This is a genomic window from Chitinophaga sancti (assembly GCF_034087045.1).
GTDB classification, from domain to species: Bacteria; Bacteroidota; Bacteroidia; order Chitinophagales; family Chitinophagaceae; genus Chitinophaga; species Chitinophaga sancti_B.
Map to the genome: position 1 here is coordinate 7771340 of NZ_CP139247.1, position 17762 is coordinate 7789101.

At 44.3% G+C, this 17762-nt stretch carries 17 protein-coding genes; 12 read left to right on the forward strand and 5 right to left on the reverse strand.

What is annotated here, in order from left to right:
• Positions 1-68: 68 nt before the first annotated feature.
• Both SIO70_RS31125 and SIO70_RS31130 read right to left on the reverse strand, forming a co-directional pair.
• Positions 69-749, reverse strand: coding sequence for a class I SAM-dependent methyltransferase (locus SIO70_RS31125; RefSeq protein ID WP_320577499.1), 681 nt, complete (start codon positions 747-749; stop codon positions 69-71).
• Entirely contained in the window at positions 749-1468 is a 720-nt protein-coding gene (locus SIO70_RS31130) for a head GIN domain-containing protein (protein WP_320577501.1), read from the reverse strand. Before SIO70_RS31130 ends, SIO70_RS31125 begins: the two co-directional genes overlap by 1 nt.
• A 99-nt stretch (positions 1469-1567) precedes the next feature.
• On the opposite strand from SIO70_RS31130, the gene guaA reads away from it, so the two are divergent.
• The 11 genes from guaA (at position 1568) to SIO70_RS31185 (ending at position 14557) form a co-directional block, all read left to right on the forward strand.
• Entirely contained in the window at positions 1568-3106 is a 1539-nt protein-coding gene (gene guaA / locus SIO70_RS31135) for a glutamine-hydrolyzing GMP synthase (RefSeq protein ID WP_320577503.1), read from the forward strand.
• A gap of 133 nt (positions 3107-3239) precedes the next feature.
• The gene (locus SIO70_RS31140; RefSeq protein WP_320577505.1) at positions 3240-4535 is read left to right on the forward strand and encodes an ABC transporter substrate-binding protein; all 1296 of its coding nucleotides are present in this window, start codon (positions 3240-3242) and stop codon (positions 4533-4535) included.
• Between the two features lie 73 nt (positions 4536-4608).
• Positions 4609-5616, forward strand: a complete 1008-nt coding sequence (locus SIO70_RS31145) for a ligase-associated DNA damage response exonuclease (RefSeq protein WP_320577506.1) — start codon at positions 4609-4611, stop codon at positions 5614-5616.
• On the forward strand, positions 5613-7202 hold the full coding sequence (locus SIO70_RS31150) for an ATP-dependent DNA ligase (protein WP_320577508.1): 1590 nt from the start codon (positions 5613-5615) through the stop codon (positions 7200-7202). The genes SIO70_RS31145 and SIO70_RS31150 overlap by 4 nt, the downstream gene beginning before the upstream one ends.
• Positions 7203-7262: 60 nt before the next feature.
• Positions 7263-7766: an Lrp/AsnC family transcriptional regulator gene (locus SIO70_RS31155; protein WP_083726211.1), complete on the forward strand. Its 504-nt coding sequence runs from the start codon at positions 7263-7265 to the stop codon at positions 7764-7766.
• 9 nt (positions 7767-7775) lie between these two features.
• Positions 7776-8642 (forward strand): AraC family transcriptional regulator, encoded by an 867-nt coding sequence (locus SIO70_RS31160; RefSeq protein WP_320577512.1) that lies wholly within the window; start codon positions 7776-7778, stop codon positions 8640-8642.
• A 61-nt stretch (positions 8643-8703) separates the two neighbouring features.
• The gene (locus tag SIO70_RS31165) at positions 8704-9081 is read left to right on the forward strand and encodes an ester cyclase (RefSeq protein WP_320577514.1); all 378 of its coding nucleotides are present in this window, start codon (positions 8704-8706) and stop codon (positions 9079-9081) included.
• 30 nt (positions 9082-9111) lie between these two features.
• The gene (locus tag SIO70_RS31170; protein WP_320577516.1) at positions 9112-10143 is read left to right on the forward strand and encodes an LD-carboxypeptidase; all 1032 of its coding nucleotides are present in this window, start codon (positions 9112-9114) and stop codon (positions 10141-10143) included.
• A gap of 66 nt (positions 10144-10209) precedes the next feature.
• Positions 10210-12672, forward strand: coding sequence for a ligase-associated DNA damage response DEXH box helicase (locus SIO70_RS31175; protein ID WP_320577517.1), 2463 nt, complete (start codon positions 10210-10212; stop codon positions 12670-12672).
• A gap of 24 nt (positions 12673-12696) precedes the next feature.
• Positions 12697-13344 (forward strand): ligase-associated DNA damage response endonuclease PdeM, encoded by a 648-nt coding sequence (gene pdeM / locus SIO70_RS31180; RefSeq protein ID WP_320577519.1) that lies wholly within the window; start codon positions 12697-12699, stop codon positions 13342-13344.
• Between the two features lie 316 nt (positions 13345-13660).
• Positions 13661-14557 (forward strand): histone deacetylase, encoded by an 897-nt coding sequence (locus SIO70_RS31185; protein ID WP_320577521.1) that lies wholly within the window; start codon positions 13661-13663, stop codon positions 14555-14557.
• A gap of 228 nt (positions 14558-14785) precedes the next feature.
• Here the strand turns inward: SIO70_RS31185 and SIO70_RS31190 are convergent, their stop codons facing one another.
• Both SIO70_RS31190 and SIO70_RS31195 read right to left on the reverse strand, forming a co-directional pair.
• Entirely contained in the window at positions 14786-15082 is a 297-nt protein-coding gene (locus SIO70_RS31190) for a cupin domain-containing protein (protein WP_320577523.1), read from the reverse strand.
• A 188-nt stretch (positions 15083-15270) separates the two neighbouring features.
• On the reverse strand, positions 15271-16023 hold the full coding sequence (locus tag SIO70_RS31195; protein ID WP_083726227.1) for an XRE family transcriptional regulator: 753 nt from the start codon (positions 16021-16023) through the stop codon (positions 15271-15273).
• 113 nt (positions 16024-16136) lie between these two features.
• Here SIO70_RS31195 and SIO70_RS31200 point away from each other — a divergent pair, with 113 nt between their 5' ends.
• Positions 16137-16607, forward strand: coding sequence for a hypothetical protein (locus tag SIO70_RS31200; RefSeq protein WP_320577526.1), 471 nt, complete (start codon positions 16137-16139; stop codon positions 16605-16607).
• Between the two features lie 80 nt (positions 16608-16687).
• Here the strand turns inward: SIO70_RS31200 and SIO70_RS31205 are convergent, their stop codons facing one another.
• On the reverse strand, positions 16688-17362 hold the full coding sequence (locus SIO70_RS31205) for an SdpI family protein (protein ID WP_320577528.1): 675 nt from the start codon (positions 17360-17362) through the stop codon (positions 16688-16690).
• Between the last annotated feature and the right edge of the window lie 400 nt (positions 17363-17762).

A 17762-nucleotide genomic window follows, 5' to 3' on the forward strand; every position in this document is an offset into this window, starting at 1 on the left:
CCGTGGCCAAAGGACTTAATTAGTTGCTTTACAGGTGCAAATATGAGGTAAGTACTATAAAGAAAGTGTTAAATACTACTTAAAGTTTTAACGCCCCTCATACAAACGTTCTCCAGTTGTACCAGCATACTCCCGTCTGCAGCCGCTTTCGGGGGTTCTACTGCTGTCTGAATTTCAGTGACCTGAAACCCAACATTTTGTAACATTTCCTGCACCGTCTCTGTATCATACAATGAAAAGCCATGATCTACGAATGCTAATTTCTCCATGGTACGTTTCGTGCGAAAGGCCAGTATCACTTCGCCTTCCGGCTGTAATATCCTGTAGATCTCCTGTAGCGTTATTGCTGGCGGTTGCCAGAAGTACAATACATTGACTGCAAAGACTTTTGTAAATACACCTGTATCAAAAGGAATAGTGTCTGCCGTACCTTCCAGGATCTGTACCCTGCCGGCACGGATGGCGTCTGCATTTGCAACAATGGCTTCCTGCACCATCACATCGGAGAGATCTAATCCTGTATATTGGAGGTTGTTTTCTTTTTCGAATAAGGCAGGTATAAAATGTCCGTTCCCCATGCCCAGTTCCAACACCTGATCGCCGGCTTTTAGTTGCAGGAAATCGAGTGTCATTTCATAAATAAGGCGGTTCGACCTGCTCATTTGTACGCCCATCTTCACCCCATCGTCCCCTGTTGGGCGGCGTAATTGTTGTGCAGCTTCCGCAGCCGTCATTTTACGTTGCTCCATTAATCTCTTTTGTGTACTGAACCTGATCCTGATGTTTGGGAATTGACGGTTGGATTACCATGATAATCCACACTACCGGAACCGGATACCTGTACATTCAGGGTTACACTGGCGTGTACTTTTGCATCGCCACTACCGCCTACGTGTACATTGGTTGTTTCTGCATGCAGGTTATAGCCATCGAAAGAACCGCTGCCTGCGATATCCACATTCAGGTCTTTGGCTTCACCTTTCAGTTTTACATCGCCGGAACCAGTTACAGCCACACTTACCTTAGGGCTGTTCACGGATCCTAACACATCGCCACTGCCGGTTACGGACAACTTTACATAATCGTCCTGTTCCCAGTCATTCATAAGACGAATGGTGCCGGAGCCGGCAAGGCTCAGTTCCTCTACATCGGGAGCGGTGATCTTTACCGTAATCTTTTTATGCAGATGAATAGAGGTATTGGATTTCTGGCCTATTATCAGCTGACCATCTTTTACTTCGGTGGTGATCAGGGGAAGCATATTGTCTTCAGCTTCGATCACCACATCTTCAGCCGGTCCGTCGGTATAATCTATGTCCATAGATCCACGTAAGGATACGGCGTGGAAATCGCCCAGTTTACGGGTTTCTGTGCTCATGTTACCACTGCCGTTGACCCCATGTTCGTCACAACCGGTATGGGAAAGTGCTAACAATACAAGGACGGCGTAGCCGGTAATTTGTTTCATAAGGTAAATGTTTAAAATGGCGGAATTATGAATTGGGTTCAGAACGAAAATACCATAATAACTTGGGATTTGCTCCAAGCCCTTTATCTTTGCACCACCATGACAGAAAAGATTCTTATCCTCGACTTTGGTTCCCAGTATACGCAACTGATCGCGCGCAGCATCAGGGAACTGAATATTTATTGTGAAATCAAACCTTGTCTGCAACCAGTACAATGGGATGATACAGTTAAAGGCATTATTCTTTCCGGAAGTCCTTTTTCAGTAAACGAGCCTAACGCACCATCCGTAGATATCGCTGCCATGGCGGCAAAAGTGCCTGTGCTCGGTATTTGTTACGGAGCCCAGCTGATGGCTAAAAACTTTGGTGGTGAAGTAGCAAAGAGCAACATCCGGGAATATGGCCGTGCTTTTATGGTGCACGAAAATAAAGAAGAAAAGGCCCTCTTCGACATCTCACCCCGTAGCCAGGTATGGATGAGCCACTCTGATACCATCGTGCGTATGCCGGAAGGTTTTCAGATCATAGCCCAGACGGAAAGCATTCCTGTTGCCGCTTTCAAATGCGATACCAGAACTCCGTTCCCAATGGTGGGTTTCCAGTTCCACCCGGAAGTAACCCACTCTCTGGAGGGTAAGACCATGCTACGCAATTTCCTCGTACACATTTGTGGTTGCAAACAGGATTGGACCCCTGCTGCATTCGTACAGGAAACTGTAGAGAAAATTAAGGCACAGGTAGGAGATAAAAAAGTAGTAATGGCCCTCAGCGGTGGAGTTGACTCCACTGTAGCTGCAGAGCTGATCCATAAAGCAATTGGCAGTAACCTCTACTGCATATTTGTAGATAACGGGTTGCTCCGTAAAGACGAATTTGAAACGGTATTGGACTCATATAAACATATGGGCCTCAACGTGAAGGGTGTGAATGCAAAAGACCTCTTCTATGGTGAACTGGCTGGTGTAAGTGATCCTGAAAAGAAACGTAAGATCATCGGTCGTCTCTTTATCGAAGTATTCCAGCAGGAAGCTACCCTGTTGCAGAACATCTCTTTCCTGGGTCAGGGTACTATCTATCCTGATGTGATCGAGTCTGTATCTGTAAACGGACCTTCTGTAACCATCAAATCACACCACAACGTGGGTGGTTTGCCTGAGAAGATGAATATGGGTCTTGTTGAACCACTCCGTTTCCTCTTCAAAGACGAAGTAAGACGCGTAGGACGTGAAATTGGTATCAGTGAGATTTTCCTGGGTCGTCATCCTTTCCCGGGTCCTGGTCTGGCTATCCGTATCCTCGGTGAAATCACCGCTGATAAAGTAGCGATGTTGCAGGAGGCAGATGCTATCTACATCGAAGGTCTGCGTGAACACGGTCTCTACGACAAAGTATGGCAGGCAGGTACCATCCTCCTTCCGGTACAGAGCGTAGGTGTAATGGGTGATGAAAGGACTTACGAATTCACCGTTGCCCTCAGGGCGGTAACTTCCGTGGATGGTATGACTGCGGATTGGGCACACCTGCCTTACGAATTCCTGGCTCAAATGTCTAACGACATCATTAATAAGGTAAAAGGTATTAACCGCGTGGTGTACGACATCAGTTCCAAGCCGCCGGCTACCATCGAATGGGAATAATTCCAGGCAGGCTGTAAGTAATACTATTTTCACTTACAGCCTGTTCCATTTTAAGGGGGCTGACCAACATCATTTGCAGTAGGCACCATATCTCCTATTGCATTTGCATGATTTTTGTATTTTAACGATCGCTATGAGTAAATCCATTCTATGCAGGCCATTGATCACTGCATCCATCGTGGTTGTACTGCTGTCAGCGTGTACTACTTCCAAGAAAAGTAGTTCAAAGACGGCTACACCACCGCCAACAACTGCGAAACCTGTAAAAGAGGAAAAACCTAAGGATGAAGCTAAATCTCCTAAGGAAATTCCGTTTAATGTTCCAGCTTTTGCCCGGGAAATTAAAAAAGACACCTATAATATAGCGTTGTTTACCCCACTTTACCTGGATTCGGTTAATACAGACATGCCTACCCGCTCCCTGCCCCGCTATATTCTGCCGGGTCTGGATTTCTATGAAGGTGCGCAGCTGGCACTGGATAGTCTGCAAAACCAGGGTATAAAACTGAATGTTACTGTCTACGATAGTAAGAATAAGCAGAACCTGTCGGGTGCAAACCTGATCAATACAGACCTCATCATCGCTGCCGTTGGTACGCCGGAGATCAAAGATCTGAGTGATATAGCCAAAAAGAAACAGATCAACCTGGTGTCGGCTACCTATCCAAATGATGCTGGTGTAAATGAAAATCCGTTTTTCATCATCACCAACAGTTTGCTGAAAACACATAGCGAAGCTTTACTGCGCTACCTGCAGGAAGGCTTTGCAACTAAAAATATCCTGGTGATCCACCACGATACGCCGTTTGAAAAGCGTATTGCTGCTGATATCAAGGCTGAATACGAGAAACTACAGAGTAGTAAGAAAACCAAACCAAGAGAAGTAGTTTGGGATGATAACATCAGTGACCTGGCCCTTTCTCAATACCTGCTGAATGACCGTCCAAACCTGGTGATCGTAACTTCGCTGGATGAAACCAATGCAAAGTCGATCATCCGCAGACTGAGCACTCAGTCGGCCACCTACCCTATCCAGGTGTTTGGTATGCCTACATGGGATGTGATGAAGTTCAAGGAACCTGAATTCAAAGGAATGCCTATCTTCTACACCACTCCTTACTGGAATGATAAGACGGATGCTTACAGCCGTTATATCAATGACTACTGGAAGAAAGTGTATAAGTCCCGTCCGTCGGATATGGCTTTCAAAGGATTTGAGCTGACCTGGTACTTTGTAAAACAACTGAGTACAAATGGTGTGTACTTCAACAAGGATATCAATGATCCGAATAAGAAAGTATTCAGCAGCTTTAATTACCAGCCTATCTACCTGAAGGAAGGTGATAAGGCACCTGATTATTTCGAGAATAAGAATATCTATATTATACAGAAGGGAGATTCGAGTGATATAAAAATGAATTTTCAATAAGTAGTTTGATCTTTTTAAAGCCTTGCTCACGCAAGGCTTTTTTTATGTGCATGATAATTGTAGATTCACTATCATGCAGTTACTCCAATTCACAGATATAGGCATTTATTGTCCTGCCGGCGATTTCTACATAGACCCCTGGCAGCCTGTTCAAAAGGCTGTTATTACCCACGCACATTCCGACCACGCCCGTGGGGGAAGCGAAAATTACCTTTGTCATCATGATAGTGTACCCATTCTACAACTCAGGTTGGGAGCGGAGATCCATGTGCAGGGAGTGGCGTATGGAGAAAAGATCCGCATGAATGGTGTGACCATTTCTCTGCACCCTGCGGGGCATGTGATTGGTTCTGCACAGATAAGGGTAGAACATGAGGGGGTAGTATGGGTAGCGAGTGGAGATTATAAAACGGAGTACGATGGCATTTCTGCAGCATTTGAACCCGTGCCTTGTCAAACGTTTATTACAGAGTGTACTTTTGGACTGCCTGTCTATAACTGGCAACCCCAGCAGGTTGTGTTTGATAACATCCGGAAATGGGTATATGATAATCAGCAGGTGGGTAAGACGAGTGTGTTGCTGGGGTATAGCCTGGGCAAGGCGCAACGGTTGTTGTATCACCTGAGAGATATTAGTCCTGAGATATGGGCGCATGGCGCTATTTACATCACCAATCAAATGCTGCGGGACAATGGCTGGGATCTGCCGGAGCTGCATCGTATTACGCCCGATACTCCGCATAGTGTGTTTAAAAACAATTTAGTGATTGGCCCTCCCTCTGCTGCGGATACTACGTGGATGCGGCGTTTCAATCCCTATTCACTGGGTGTGTGCAGTGGGTGGATGCAGGTACGGGGGCATATGAGAAGAAGGAATGCGGATGCAGGATTTATTTTATCAGACCATGCTGACTGGCATGGATTGTTAACTGCTGTGAAAGCCACGGGGGCAGAAAAGGTGTATACAACCCATGGTTTTAGTAGTGCATTTGCACGCTACCTGCAGGAGAATGGGATACCTGCGGAAGAAGTAAAAACTGAATATGGTGTCACTGAAGAAGAAGAAACGAATCCATCATGAAAGCATTTGCAGACCTTATAAAATTGCTGAGCAACAGCACGAAGACGAATGAGAAACTGGATGCGCTGAGTCGATACTTTGCGAGTGCTGATCCGAAGGATAGCATATGGGTGTTAGCGTTGTTTACCGGCCGGCGGCCAAAGAGAACGGTGAATGCCACACAGTTGGCGACATGGTGCTTGCAGATGACGGATTTGCCGGGGTGGTTGTTTGAAGAGTGTTATCATACAGTAGGTGATCTGGCAGAGACGATTGCATTGCTATTACCGCCGGGCAAGAGTATTGCTACACATCCTTTGCATTTTTGGCTGGAACAACTTCTCAAACTGGAGAAAGCAAGTGAAGTGGAAAAGCAGCAATTCATATTGAATGCGTGGGATGAACTGGATACAAGTGAACGGTTTGTGTTTAATAAATTGATAACGGGAAGTTTCAGGATCGGGGTATCACAGAAGATGATGGTGAATGCACTTGCCACTACACATGCTATTCCGGCCCCTACCCTATCGCATATGATCAGTGGAAACTGGGATCCCAGACAGATCACACTGGATGAATTATTGAATGAAGATGTAAAGGGTGCAGATGCGTCGAAGCCTTTTCCTTTTTATCTCGCGTATGCATTGGAGACAGCGCCGGATGTGCTGGGAGTGCCGGAGGAATGGCAGGCGGAATGGAAGTGGGATGGGATACGTGGGCAGATCATTAAAAGACAGGGGCAATTATTTGTGTGGTCCAGAGGGGAAGAATTGATAACGGAGAAGTTCCCGGAGTATGGACCATTGCTGGAGCATTTGCCGGAAGGGACAGTGATAGATGGGGAGATCCTAACGTATGCGAATGATTTTCCTTTGCCGTTTCAGACCTTGCAGACAAGAATTGGAAGGAAGAATGTGACGAAGAAGCAATTGCAGGAGGCGCCGGTAGTGTTTTTGAGTTATGATCTACTGGAATGGGAAGGGAAGGATATCAGAACGTCTCCATTATCTGAAAGGCGGCAATTGTTAGAGCAGGTGGTGGAGCGGGTGAATCATCCTGCATTGCGGTTATCGCCGGCGATCACTTTTCATAACTGGTCAGCATTGATAGAGTTTAGGATGCAGGCCCGTGAAATGGGAAGCGAGGGATTGATGTTGAAGAAAAAAGATTCTGCTTACCAGGTGGGTCGCAAGAGAGGTGATTGGTGGAAATGGAAGATCGATCCATTGACAATAGATGCCGTCATGATATATGCACAAAAGGGGCATGGGCGGCGATCAAATTTGTATACTGATTACACATTTGCAGTAAAGGATGGGGATCAGTTAGTATCGTTTACAAAAGCGTATTCCGGGTTGACAGATAAGGAGATCAATGAGGTGGATAACTGGGTAAAAAGGAATTCTATAGAAAAGTTCGGGCCGGTGCGGACAGTGAAACCTGAGCTGGTATTTGAGATTGCTTTTGAAGGGATTGCGGCTTCTAACAGGCATAAGTCAGGGGTGGCGCTGCGCTTTCCCCGTATCAGCAGGTGGAGGAAGGATAAGCCTCCTGAAGAGATCAATACCCTGGCTGATCTCCAATTATTATTAAAAATGCAGCAGTAGGGAAATTTTAGTATATTGTACTTATTTTCGTAGGCTAATTAGAACATTATACTATACAATATGAACCCGGGTAACAACACAATTAAAAAAGATAACGCAACCGAAATTGCGCTGGACGAAAAAGACATCGCCATCCTTCAGCTGTTGGAGGAAGATGCCAAGATGACCATCCGCGACCTGGCAGCACGTCTTAACCTGAGTGCAACCCCGGTTTACGAACGTATCCGTAAGATGGAACAGGCCGGCGTAATTCGTCAGTATGCTGCTATTGTAGATCCCAGCAAGATCGACAAGGGCCTGACTGTATTGTGCTACATCTCCCTCAAAGAGCATGGTAAAAAAGCAGGCAGTAAATTCATCAAGGAAATTACTTCTTTCCCTGAAGTACTGGAATGCCTCAACATCTCCGGTCAGTTCGACTTCATGTTGAAAGTACAGGTAAAAGATATGATCGCTTACCACGACTTCAATGTGAATAAACTGGGAGAGCTGGATAATATCGGCCACATGGAGAGTGTGTTCGTAATGTCTGTGATCAAAGCGACACACCGGGTGGTGTATTAATCTCACGCTATGATCATCCGCTATCCGGAATATACAAAAGACTTTAACTGGACTGTATTACAATCCGACAGTTATACGTATGCCAAATACAAAAAGGCCATTGGTGCACACAGGCGGGTCATCTTTCTGAAAGAACATACTATTTTGTTTGCCCTGGCGGGGAATAAAACTATCTTCCTGGGCGATGAAGTACTGCATGTGAATCCATCCAGTATTGTGATTTTGAAAAGAGGTCTTTATGGTATGACAGAAGTGGTGCCGGATGGATTTGAATACGAAGCGCTCCTACTCTTTTTCCCGGATAGTATGCTGCAAAATTTTCTTCGGCAGCATCAGTTACAACCAGATAAAATTATAGCCGATCCCCAATCGTATGTGATGTTGCCTACCAGCGATCTGCTGCATAGTTTCAGGGAACAGTACATGCTGTTCTTTCAGAATCGTGCGGAGAATATGGAGGCAATTTTACAACTGAAAATACAGGAAGCATTTTTATTACTACTGGCTGGTGAGCACAGGGATGCCGTTCTGAATTTATTCCAAGGCATCACACATGCACAGCCAGCCAATATCGAATACATCGTTAATACCCACTTATTACAGCCCCTTACACTGGGCGAACTGGCGCAGCTTTCAGGCCGAAGCCTGGCGTCTTTTAAACGTGATTTCCAGCAGTACTTTAATTGCTCTCCAAAGAAATGGATCAATGAAAAAAGACTGGCGCATGCACGAATGCTATTGCTCAATGATGACATGAATGTATCTGAAGTAGCACTGGCCTGTGGATTTGAAAATGTGCCACATTTTATAAAGATCTTCAAACAGGAATTTGGAGATACTCCCCACGCGCTGCGAGCTAAAAAAGCAACAATTTGAGCTTTTAACGTTATTCCTTTTTTTTACTCCGGACTAATTTTGCTGATATAAATTATACTTTATGTCAAAAGCAGTCGTATTAAGATTCAATGAAGAAGTGCTTGTAAAAGGTGACTTACAGGTATTTGAAGAAATCGTTTCTCCTTCCTTTACAAACCATTCAACACCAGCAGGTACGGACAAAGGGAAAGCTGGTCTGCTGGCTTTTTATCACAATGTATTGAAACCAGCATTGCCGGATATCACGATAGAGATCCATGAGATGTTTGAAGAGGGTGATACCGTTATTACAAGAAAAACTATTCGTGGTACGCTTGGTATTCCTTTCATGGGTTTTGAAGCGGGTACAAAAGTAGCGATGCCAACGATTGATATCGTGAAAGTAAAGGATGGTCAATATGTAGATCATTGGGCAGAAAGGCATATTCAACCTGCATAAAAATTGGAGATTAATGCTTACATTAATAAAATGAATCGTAAGCATTTTCTTTCTTCTCTTGCCATCACATCGCTGGGGCTTTCGGCATTTTCTCATCTTCCTGCACCTGTAGCCGAAGATGAGAATTTTACTATTTTTCCACCTTATCTTAAAGCGGGTGATACGATTGGTATTACCTGTCCTGCGGGGCATATCAGGCAGGAAGAAATCATGCCTGCTATTCGCATTATGCAGAGCTGGGGTTTCAAAATTCGCATAGGAAATACGGTTGGGAAAAGTGATTTTAGTTTTGGTGGTACAGATGCAGAGCGATTACAGGATCTGCAGGCTATGCTGGATGATCCTTCTATTCAGGCGATCATGTGTGCGAGAGGTGGATACGGTTGCGCCCGTATTATTGACCAGGTTAATTTTAATAATTTCAGACAGCACCCGAAATGGGTGATTGGGTTTAGTGATATTACTGTATTGCATTGTCATATCAACCGGTTGTTCGGGATTGCTTCTCTGCATTCTAAAATGTGTAATAGTTTTCCTGATGATTTTGCAAAGGCCGAAGCAGTAGTACAGGAAACGATTCTTTCCATTCAGCAGGCCCTGACCGGGAAACCTATGCAATACCTCACACCGGCAGATGCTAATAATCGGATTGGTTCAGCAAAAGGTGTATTGATTGGAGGGAACCTATCTATGCTGGCAAGTGTGTTGGGGACTAATTCAGAAATCAATACCATTGGTAAAATTCTCTTTGTGGAGGAGGTGAGTGAATACCTGTATACCATTGATCGCTATTTTAATAGTTTACAGCGGGCGCATAAATTAGATAATCTCGCGGGGCTTGTGATTGGTGGGTTTAACAAGCTGAAAGCGGATGATCCGGGAGAGGAATTCGGGAGAACGGTGTATGATATTGTGAAGGAGAAGGTGAAGGATTTTGATTATCCTGTTTGTTTCAATTTTCCGGTGGGGCATCAGAAAGGGAATTATGCATTGAAGTGTGGGGTGATGCATCATCTGGAGGTTCAGAATAACAGGGTTTCTATGAAGGAGATTGTTAGTTAATACGATGAAACGAAACCTTATACGGTGACAGACTTTTTCCTGCTTTTTCCTTAATTTCATACACTCATGAAAAATACAGCGAGTGGATGGAAAGTGGTTACAGACTGGCTCGCCGCCAGAGACCGGCAGCCTTTTGTGTTCCAGGAAGAAGCCTGGAATTATTACCTGCAAGGCAAATCGGGCCTTGTGAACGCCCCTACCGGATACGGTAAAACATTTTCTCTTTTTCTGGGTGTGGTGATCGACTGGATCAACCGCCATCCCAAAGACTATCAGGATAAAACTAAGAATGGTCTGCAGCTGCTATGGATCACGCCGCTGAGGGCACTGGCCAAAGACATTGCGCGTGCGATGGAGGAAGTGCTGCAGGAGCTGGATATCCCCTGGCAGGTGGGTATCCGGAGTGGAGATACACCAGTATCTACCCGTGCTGCGCAGAAAAAGAATATGCCCGAGGTATTGATCATCACCCCGGAAAGTCTGCATCTCCTTATCGGGCAAAAAGAATATCCAAAAGTATTTACTTCTCTGACTACAGTAGTAGCCGATGAATGGCATGAACTGCTGGGCACCAAGAGAGGTGTGATGATAGAATTAGGCCTGAGTCGTCTGCGCGGATTGACGAAAAAAGCCGGACGTCCGCCATTGAAAGTCTGGGGGATCTCTGCCACTATTGGTAACCTGGAAGAGGCTATGGATGTGTTGCTTGGAGCACCTGATCCCGAGGCTGTGATAGTGCGGGCGAAGTTGGGTAAAAAAATAGCACTACAAAGTATTCTCCCTGATGAGATAGAAAAATATCCATGGGCGGGGCATTTGGGTACAAAATTACTTTATAAGGCGCTGCCCATTGTCAATGAAAGTAATACCACGCTTATTTTCACAAATGTCCGTTCGCAAACAGAGATCTGGTACCAGGAGATATTAAGACAATGCCCTGACCTCGCAGGAGCGCTGGCGCTACATCATGGCTCTATTGATATGGAGTTGAGAATATGGGTGGAAGAAGCCTTGCATACAGGTACGCTGAAAGCGGTGGTATGTACTTCCAGCCTGGATTTGGGAGTAGATTTCAGGCCTGTGGATACAGTGATACAGGTAGGTAGTCCAAAAGGTGTAGCACGGTTTTTACAGCGCGCAGGTCGTAGCGGACACCAACCCGGAGCTACCAGCAAAATATGGTTTCTGCCCACACATAGTTTAGAGCTCGTAGAAGCTGCGGCGCTTAAGTCGGCTATTAAACAGCAGATAGTAGAAAGCCGGATGCCGGTGATCCTTGCATACGATGTATTGTTGCAATACCTGATGACACTGGCTATTTCTGATGGCTTCCACGCCCCTGAAATATGGGAAGAGGTAACAAATACCTTTTGCTTTCGTGAAATGACGGAAGATGAGTGGGAATGGATACTGGCATTTCTCACCACTGGTGGAGACGCCTTGTACAGCTATGATGAATTTAAAAAGATTGAGAGGGAAGGTGACTTCTTTATTTGTCGTAGTCGTATGCAGGCCATGCGTCACCGTTTACATATCGGTGTCATCGTCAGCGATGCGATGCTGAAAGTAAAGTTCATGGGTGGTGGATTTATCGGCATGATTGAAGAATGGTTTATTGCCCGGCTTACAGCTGGCGATACTTTCAGTTTAGGTGGCCGCATTCTTGAGTTTGTTATGATCAAGGATATGACTGTGTTAGTGCGGAAGTCCAATGCAAAAAAAGCCATTGTACCCAGCTGGATGGGAGGACGATTACCCCTTTCCCCGAACCTTGGAAAGATATTGCGTGAAACTTTTAATGAAGCGCTTTCCGGTGATACGACTGAACCTGAATTACAGGTTTTACAGCCGCTATTTAAACTACAGGAATATCTTTCTCATGTGCCGAAAGCAGATGAGCTGTTGATAGAAATGATTCATACAAGGGATGGTTATCATCTGTTCGCCTATCCGTTTGAGGGTCGGCTGGTGAATGAAGTAATGGCTACTTTACTGGCTTACCGGTTAAGTAAACGTACGCCTATTACGTTCTCGATTGCCATGAATGATTATGGTTTTGAATTATTGTCTGACCAGGTTATTCCACTTACGCCACATGATGTGTATGAATTGTTTTCGTTAGATAACCTGAACAACGATTTGCTGGCTAGTGTGAATTCTACAGAGATGGCCCGTCGTAAATTCAGGGACATTGCGGTGATAGCAGGATTGATATTCCAGGGATATCCGGGCAAGCATAAACAAAGCCGTCATTTGCAGTCATCGGCATCTTTGTTATTTAATGTATTTACAGAATACGATCCGCAGAATCTCCTGCTGAGACAGGCTTTTAACGAAGCGTTCTTTTACCAGATGGAAGAAGCCCGTTTGAGAGAAAGTCTTGACAGGATTTATAATAGTAAAATCGTGATCACTTATCCGGAAGAGCTGACACCTTTTTGTTTCCCGATTAAGGTGGATAGTTTGCGTGAACAACTGACCAGTGAGAAACTGGAAGACAGGATAAAAAAAATGCGCCCGGATTTTTAATAAAATCGGAACTTGCAAGGATCTATGGATGAAGTGATTTATAATTTCAGGAATCAGACGTGGCTGTTATCCGCCCACCGCGCTATATTCTGGAAAGAAGAGCAGGCTTTAATTGTATCAGATCTGCACCTAGGCAAGTCTGCGCATTTCAGAAAAGCAGGCATTGCTGTTCCTGCCAATATCGGGCATGATGATCTGTATCGTTTACAAAAACTCATTACTGTTTATCATCCGTTGCAGGTGATTATTGTGGGCGATATGTTTCACAGTAGTCATAACAATGATGTGCCTTTGTTTAAGTTGTGGAGACAACAGTTTCCGCATATCAAATTTAAGCTGGTGAAGGGGAATCATGATATACTGGCGAAACAGGTGTATGTTGATATTGATGTGGAGGTGTATGATGAATTGCAGATTAATGAGATTCATTTTGCGCATGAGCCATGTGAGGAGGGGAATGGTGCTAAGTATACCTTCTCTGGTCACATTCATCCGGGGGTGGCGGTGTCGGGTACTGGCAGACAGCGTTTGCGTTTACCCTGTTTTTATTTCGGGCGTAATTGCAGTATTCTGCCGGCGTTCGGGCGGTTTACAGGTTTAGCGATGCTGGATGCAGAGGAGGCGGATGCGGTATTTGTGATTGCTAATAATAGTGTATTAAAGATTGGGTAATGATATATCGCCGATAATAGTGTTCTAAAGATTGATTAGTGATGTATTACCGATAATAGTGTATTAAAGATTGGGTAATGATATATCGCCGATAATAGTGTTCTAAAGATTGATTAGTGATGTATTACCGATAATAGTGTATTAAAGATTGGGTAATGATATATTGCCGATAATAGTGTTCTAAGATTGATTAGTGATGTATTGCCGATAATAGTATTCTACAGATTGGTTAGTGATGTATTGCCGATAATAGTATTCTACAGATTGGTTAGTGATATATCGCCGATAATAGTGTTCTAAAGAATAGTTGAATGTCATGCTGATTGCTTACGATCCCATATTTGCACACCCGTTACCTGAAGGCCATCGTTTTCCGATGGCAAAATATGAACTGATTCCTGCGCAGCTGTTGCGGGAAGGGATTGTTACTATTGATCAGTTTCATAAACCCCAACCGGTGAGTGAAGAGACAATTCTTCTGACGCATACCCGTGAATATTGGGATAAATTAAAAAATGGGAAGCTGAGTGAGAAGGAAGTGCGTAAGATAGGTTTGCCACAATCACCAGCATTGGTGATGCGGGAAAGGGTGATTTGCCAGGGAACGATTGATTGTGCATTGCATGCATTGGAGCATGGTATTGGTTTAAATGTGGCGGGTGGTACGCATCATGCGTTTACTGATCATGGAGAAGGGTTTTGTCTGATGAATGATTTTGCGGTAGCCACGAATTATTTGTTGCATCAAAAGCTGGCTGGATATGTGATGATAATAGATCTGGATGTACATCAGGGGAATGGCACTGCTGCCATATTTGAGGGGAATGAACGGGTGTTTACATTCAGTATGCATGGGGAGCATAATTATCCCTTTCATAAAGAGACTTCTGTATGGGATGTTGGGTTGCCTGATGGCACGACGGATGAGGAATATCTACCTAAGTTAGAGAGTTGTTTAGCTTCTTTATTCGAGAGGGAACGGCCTGATTTTGTATTTTATTTATCCGGGGTAGATATACTGGCGACTGATCGGTATGGGAGGATGAAAGTAACCGAAAATGGATGCCGCTGCAGAGATGAATTGGTGTTAAATACGGTAAAACAATATGGAATTCCCTGTGCAGTTGCGATGGGAGGAGGGTATTCTCCACAACTGAGGCATATTGTGAATGCGCATTGTAATACATTCAAAACAGCGGCAGCCATCTTCTGATTTTCTCTAAGAACGGCGGTGTTTAGATTTAAAAGGCATTTGATTCATCGAAATAACATGCATGCATTTAATTTTTTCTAAGTGCAGGAAGACAATTGATTCGCCATAAGTCCGCGGTGTCTGATAACGATTTTCAGAGCATAAAGCAATTTCATTCGCCATAAGTCCCGATGCCAGATAATGATCTTCCAAAGCATAAAGTAATTTCATTCGCCATAAGTCCCGATGTCAGATAATGATCTTCCAAAGCATAAAATCTTCTGAAACATTAATAAACTTATGCCACGTTCCTGCCGGTACAAAAAGATAATCCCCTGAATCAATATCTACGACTCTATCCTTGTATTGTACTTCTGCACATCCTGACATAACGATGTACGTTTCATTTTGTGAATCCGGCTCCTGTGTGTAAACATCCTCGGGACATAACAATATTACCCTCATTGTATTGTGTTCCCATAGGGTCACGGCTGCTTCTCCACTGTTTTCCAGCTGGCGCAATGCGTCAACAAATGCGATACGCATAGTTTAATCTTTGAGATTATTAAAAAAAGGGGTTGGAGTAAGTAGCTTTATTTATTCTGATGGTTATTTTGATATTCGTTTTTAAAGGTTGATTGATTTGGAGGCGACATGCGCCTCCCTGTACATAGTCTTCCCAATGCTTAGAAGTCTATGCATTTTATCTTTTGAAAAAGTAATTGAGGTTGTAATTAATTCCTGGTCTTTTTCTTCAGCATATTTACCTGATCCTGGAGGTGGCTCACCATATCTGCGAGGTGGTTCACACTCATACGGCTTTGTGGAGCAGCTTTGCTGATCACAGCGTCAGACTGCCAGAGTTCCAGCACTTCATCCATACCTACGGAATAAGGTTCGAACTGAGGGTTATCAGATACCAATGTCAGTTTTCCTTTTGTGCGGTTACTTTTCAACAAACGTTTATACACAATTCCTTCTCTGCTTGTCACCACCACATAGGCTTCGTTGTTACGAATATCTTCCCAACCGTCAACTTTGTGGCAAACGATTACAGAACCGGATGGTGTAGGTAACATGGAGTCACCGGCGATTTCGAAAGCTCTGTAACTACCAGCGCCCATCATAGGGAGGGTGAAGGTGTTCAGTTCTTCGATGAATTCATCATCGTTATAACCTGCGAGGTAACCAGCGGCAGCTTTTACGGGTACAAACTCTATGGACTGGCGGCTATTGCCGAGCTTTTGCTGGCGGCGCTTTTCGAGGAAAGTATCTTTTTGGGAACCTACATCACGCCGAAGGAGATCGTCAATAGAAACCCTGAACATATCGCTGACCAGTTCCAGCACTTCTGTACGGGGCTCTGCACGCTCTTCTTCATAAGCTCCCAGGAGGGAACGTTTGATCCCTAGTTTATCAGCAAACTCCTGCTGCGTCCATCCTTTCTGCTTACGCAGAAACTTTAAATTGCGGCATACAACTGACATAATCTAAATTATTTAGTAGAATTACTAACAAATTTAGTATATAATTTTTGGAATAACCAAATAAATCCGGTGATTCTCACTTATTTTTGTCAGGAAATCCAACTCAAAGATTTATGTATACACCGTTGCTGATTATTCACTCCCTGTTAAGGTGGGCAATTTTACTGGCTGGCATTTGGGCCGTTTACCGTTCATGGAAAGGCGTTAGTGGCAAAACACCTTTTACCGGTGCGGACAACAAGGCTGGTTTATTCTTTATGATTTTCTTTGACCTGCAATTGCTGGTAGGCTTGTTATTGTACTTTGTAGCCAGTCCATTTGCAATGAAAGCAATATCCGAAATGGGTATGGGCGCTGTAATGAAAAGTAGTGTTCGTCGCTTCTATGCGGTAGAACATATCACTATGGCTGTTTTAGCATTCATCCTGGTACACATTGGTCGTGCAAAAGTAAAGAAAGCACCGACCGATGCATTGAAACATAAGAAGGGACTGATCTTCTTCGGTATTGTTTTGGTGCTGGTATTACTGCTGACACCATGGCCTTTCCGCGAAGCGGGTGCTATGAGAGGATGGTTGTATTAACCGATACGATTATTCAAAAATACAGAGGGGCTGATGTTGTCACATCAGCCCCTTTTACTTTCGTCGTTTTTTCATCATTGTCACCCCTTATCCGTATGATATAAACGGAATGAATAGATATACGGCAATGCTGCCAGTATAGCTCCTGTAAAAATCAATAAAAATACCCCCGTCATTACGGGTAAAAAGAACCCTCCAACGAATGTGGCGATCCCCGTCCACATCCAAAGATTGCCTGCCATCAGATGCGTTTGCTGCCAGATTTCGGTGCTTTGCAGTGTCCAAGGTGTACGTACCCCCACAAAATAATTCGGTTGTAATTTGCGTAAATAGATCCCGATCACCGCGATTAATATGCCCACTCCTGTAAATACCCAACGCTCCATTATTAAAGCGCGCCCCTGACTTACCATCCAGATAATTGCGCCGGTGAATATGGCCAGGTATATGTGAATGGAGAAGCGGATACGATAGTATTGCTGTCGCTGCAGGCGCTCATTTGCTTCCGGAAAGTCCGCGTGGTCTACGTGAGGGAGGTAGCGGAAGAGGAAGTATAACATGAGGTTGGTGAGGAATAGGAAGGTCATGAGTAATAAGAAATCACTTTTGGTACCGACCCGTTCCGGTATGCCTGTGATGCTGTAGTTGTTTGGGAAGAGGTCTGGCATTGAAGGCCAGATGACTCCCAGGTATGCCATCGGCATCAATAGTAAGAGCAACAATAATAGTTCTTGTCCTAAATCCGTCTTTTTCATAACAACATGGATTTGGTGTACATGAAAGGTGACAAATACTATACCGTTGGCATACATATATATTACAATTGTGAAGGGTGAATGGTTTAAATGGTGATTTGTTTTAATAGCAGATTGTTTTAATTGCCAGACTAAGAACGGATTTGCCAAAGGCAAATCCGTTCTTAGTCTGGCAAGCGGATTGTCGCGCCGAGGCATCGGCGACAATCCGCAGGAAAGGACAAAACCGCAGTAAGCGCGACAATCCGCCGGAAAAGAACTAACCGCGATAAGGGGCGAAATACAGAAATGGCTGGAATTCCAGGGTTTGTTATTAAGTTGTTATTATGCTAACTATTTTAGTATTTACTAATAATATTAGTAATTTTACCTCCGAGGCTTTCCCTCACAATCACCATAA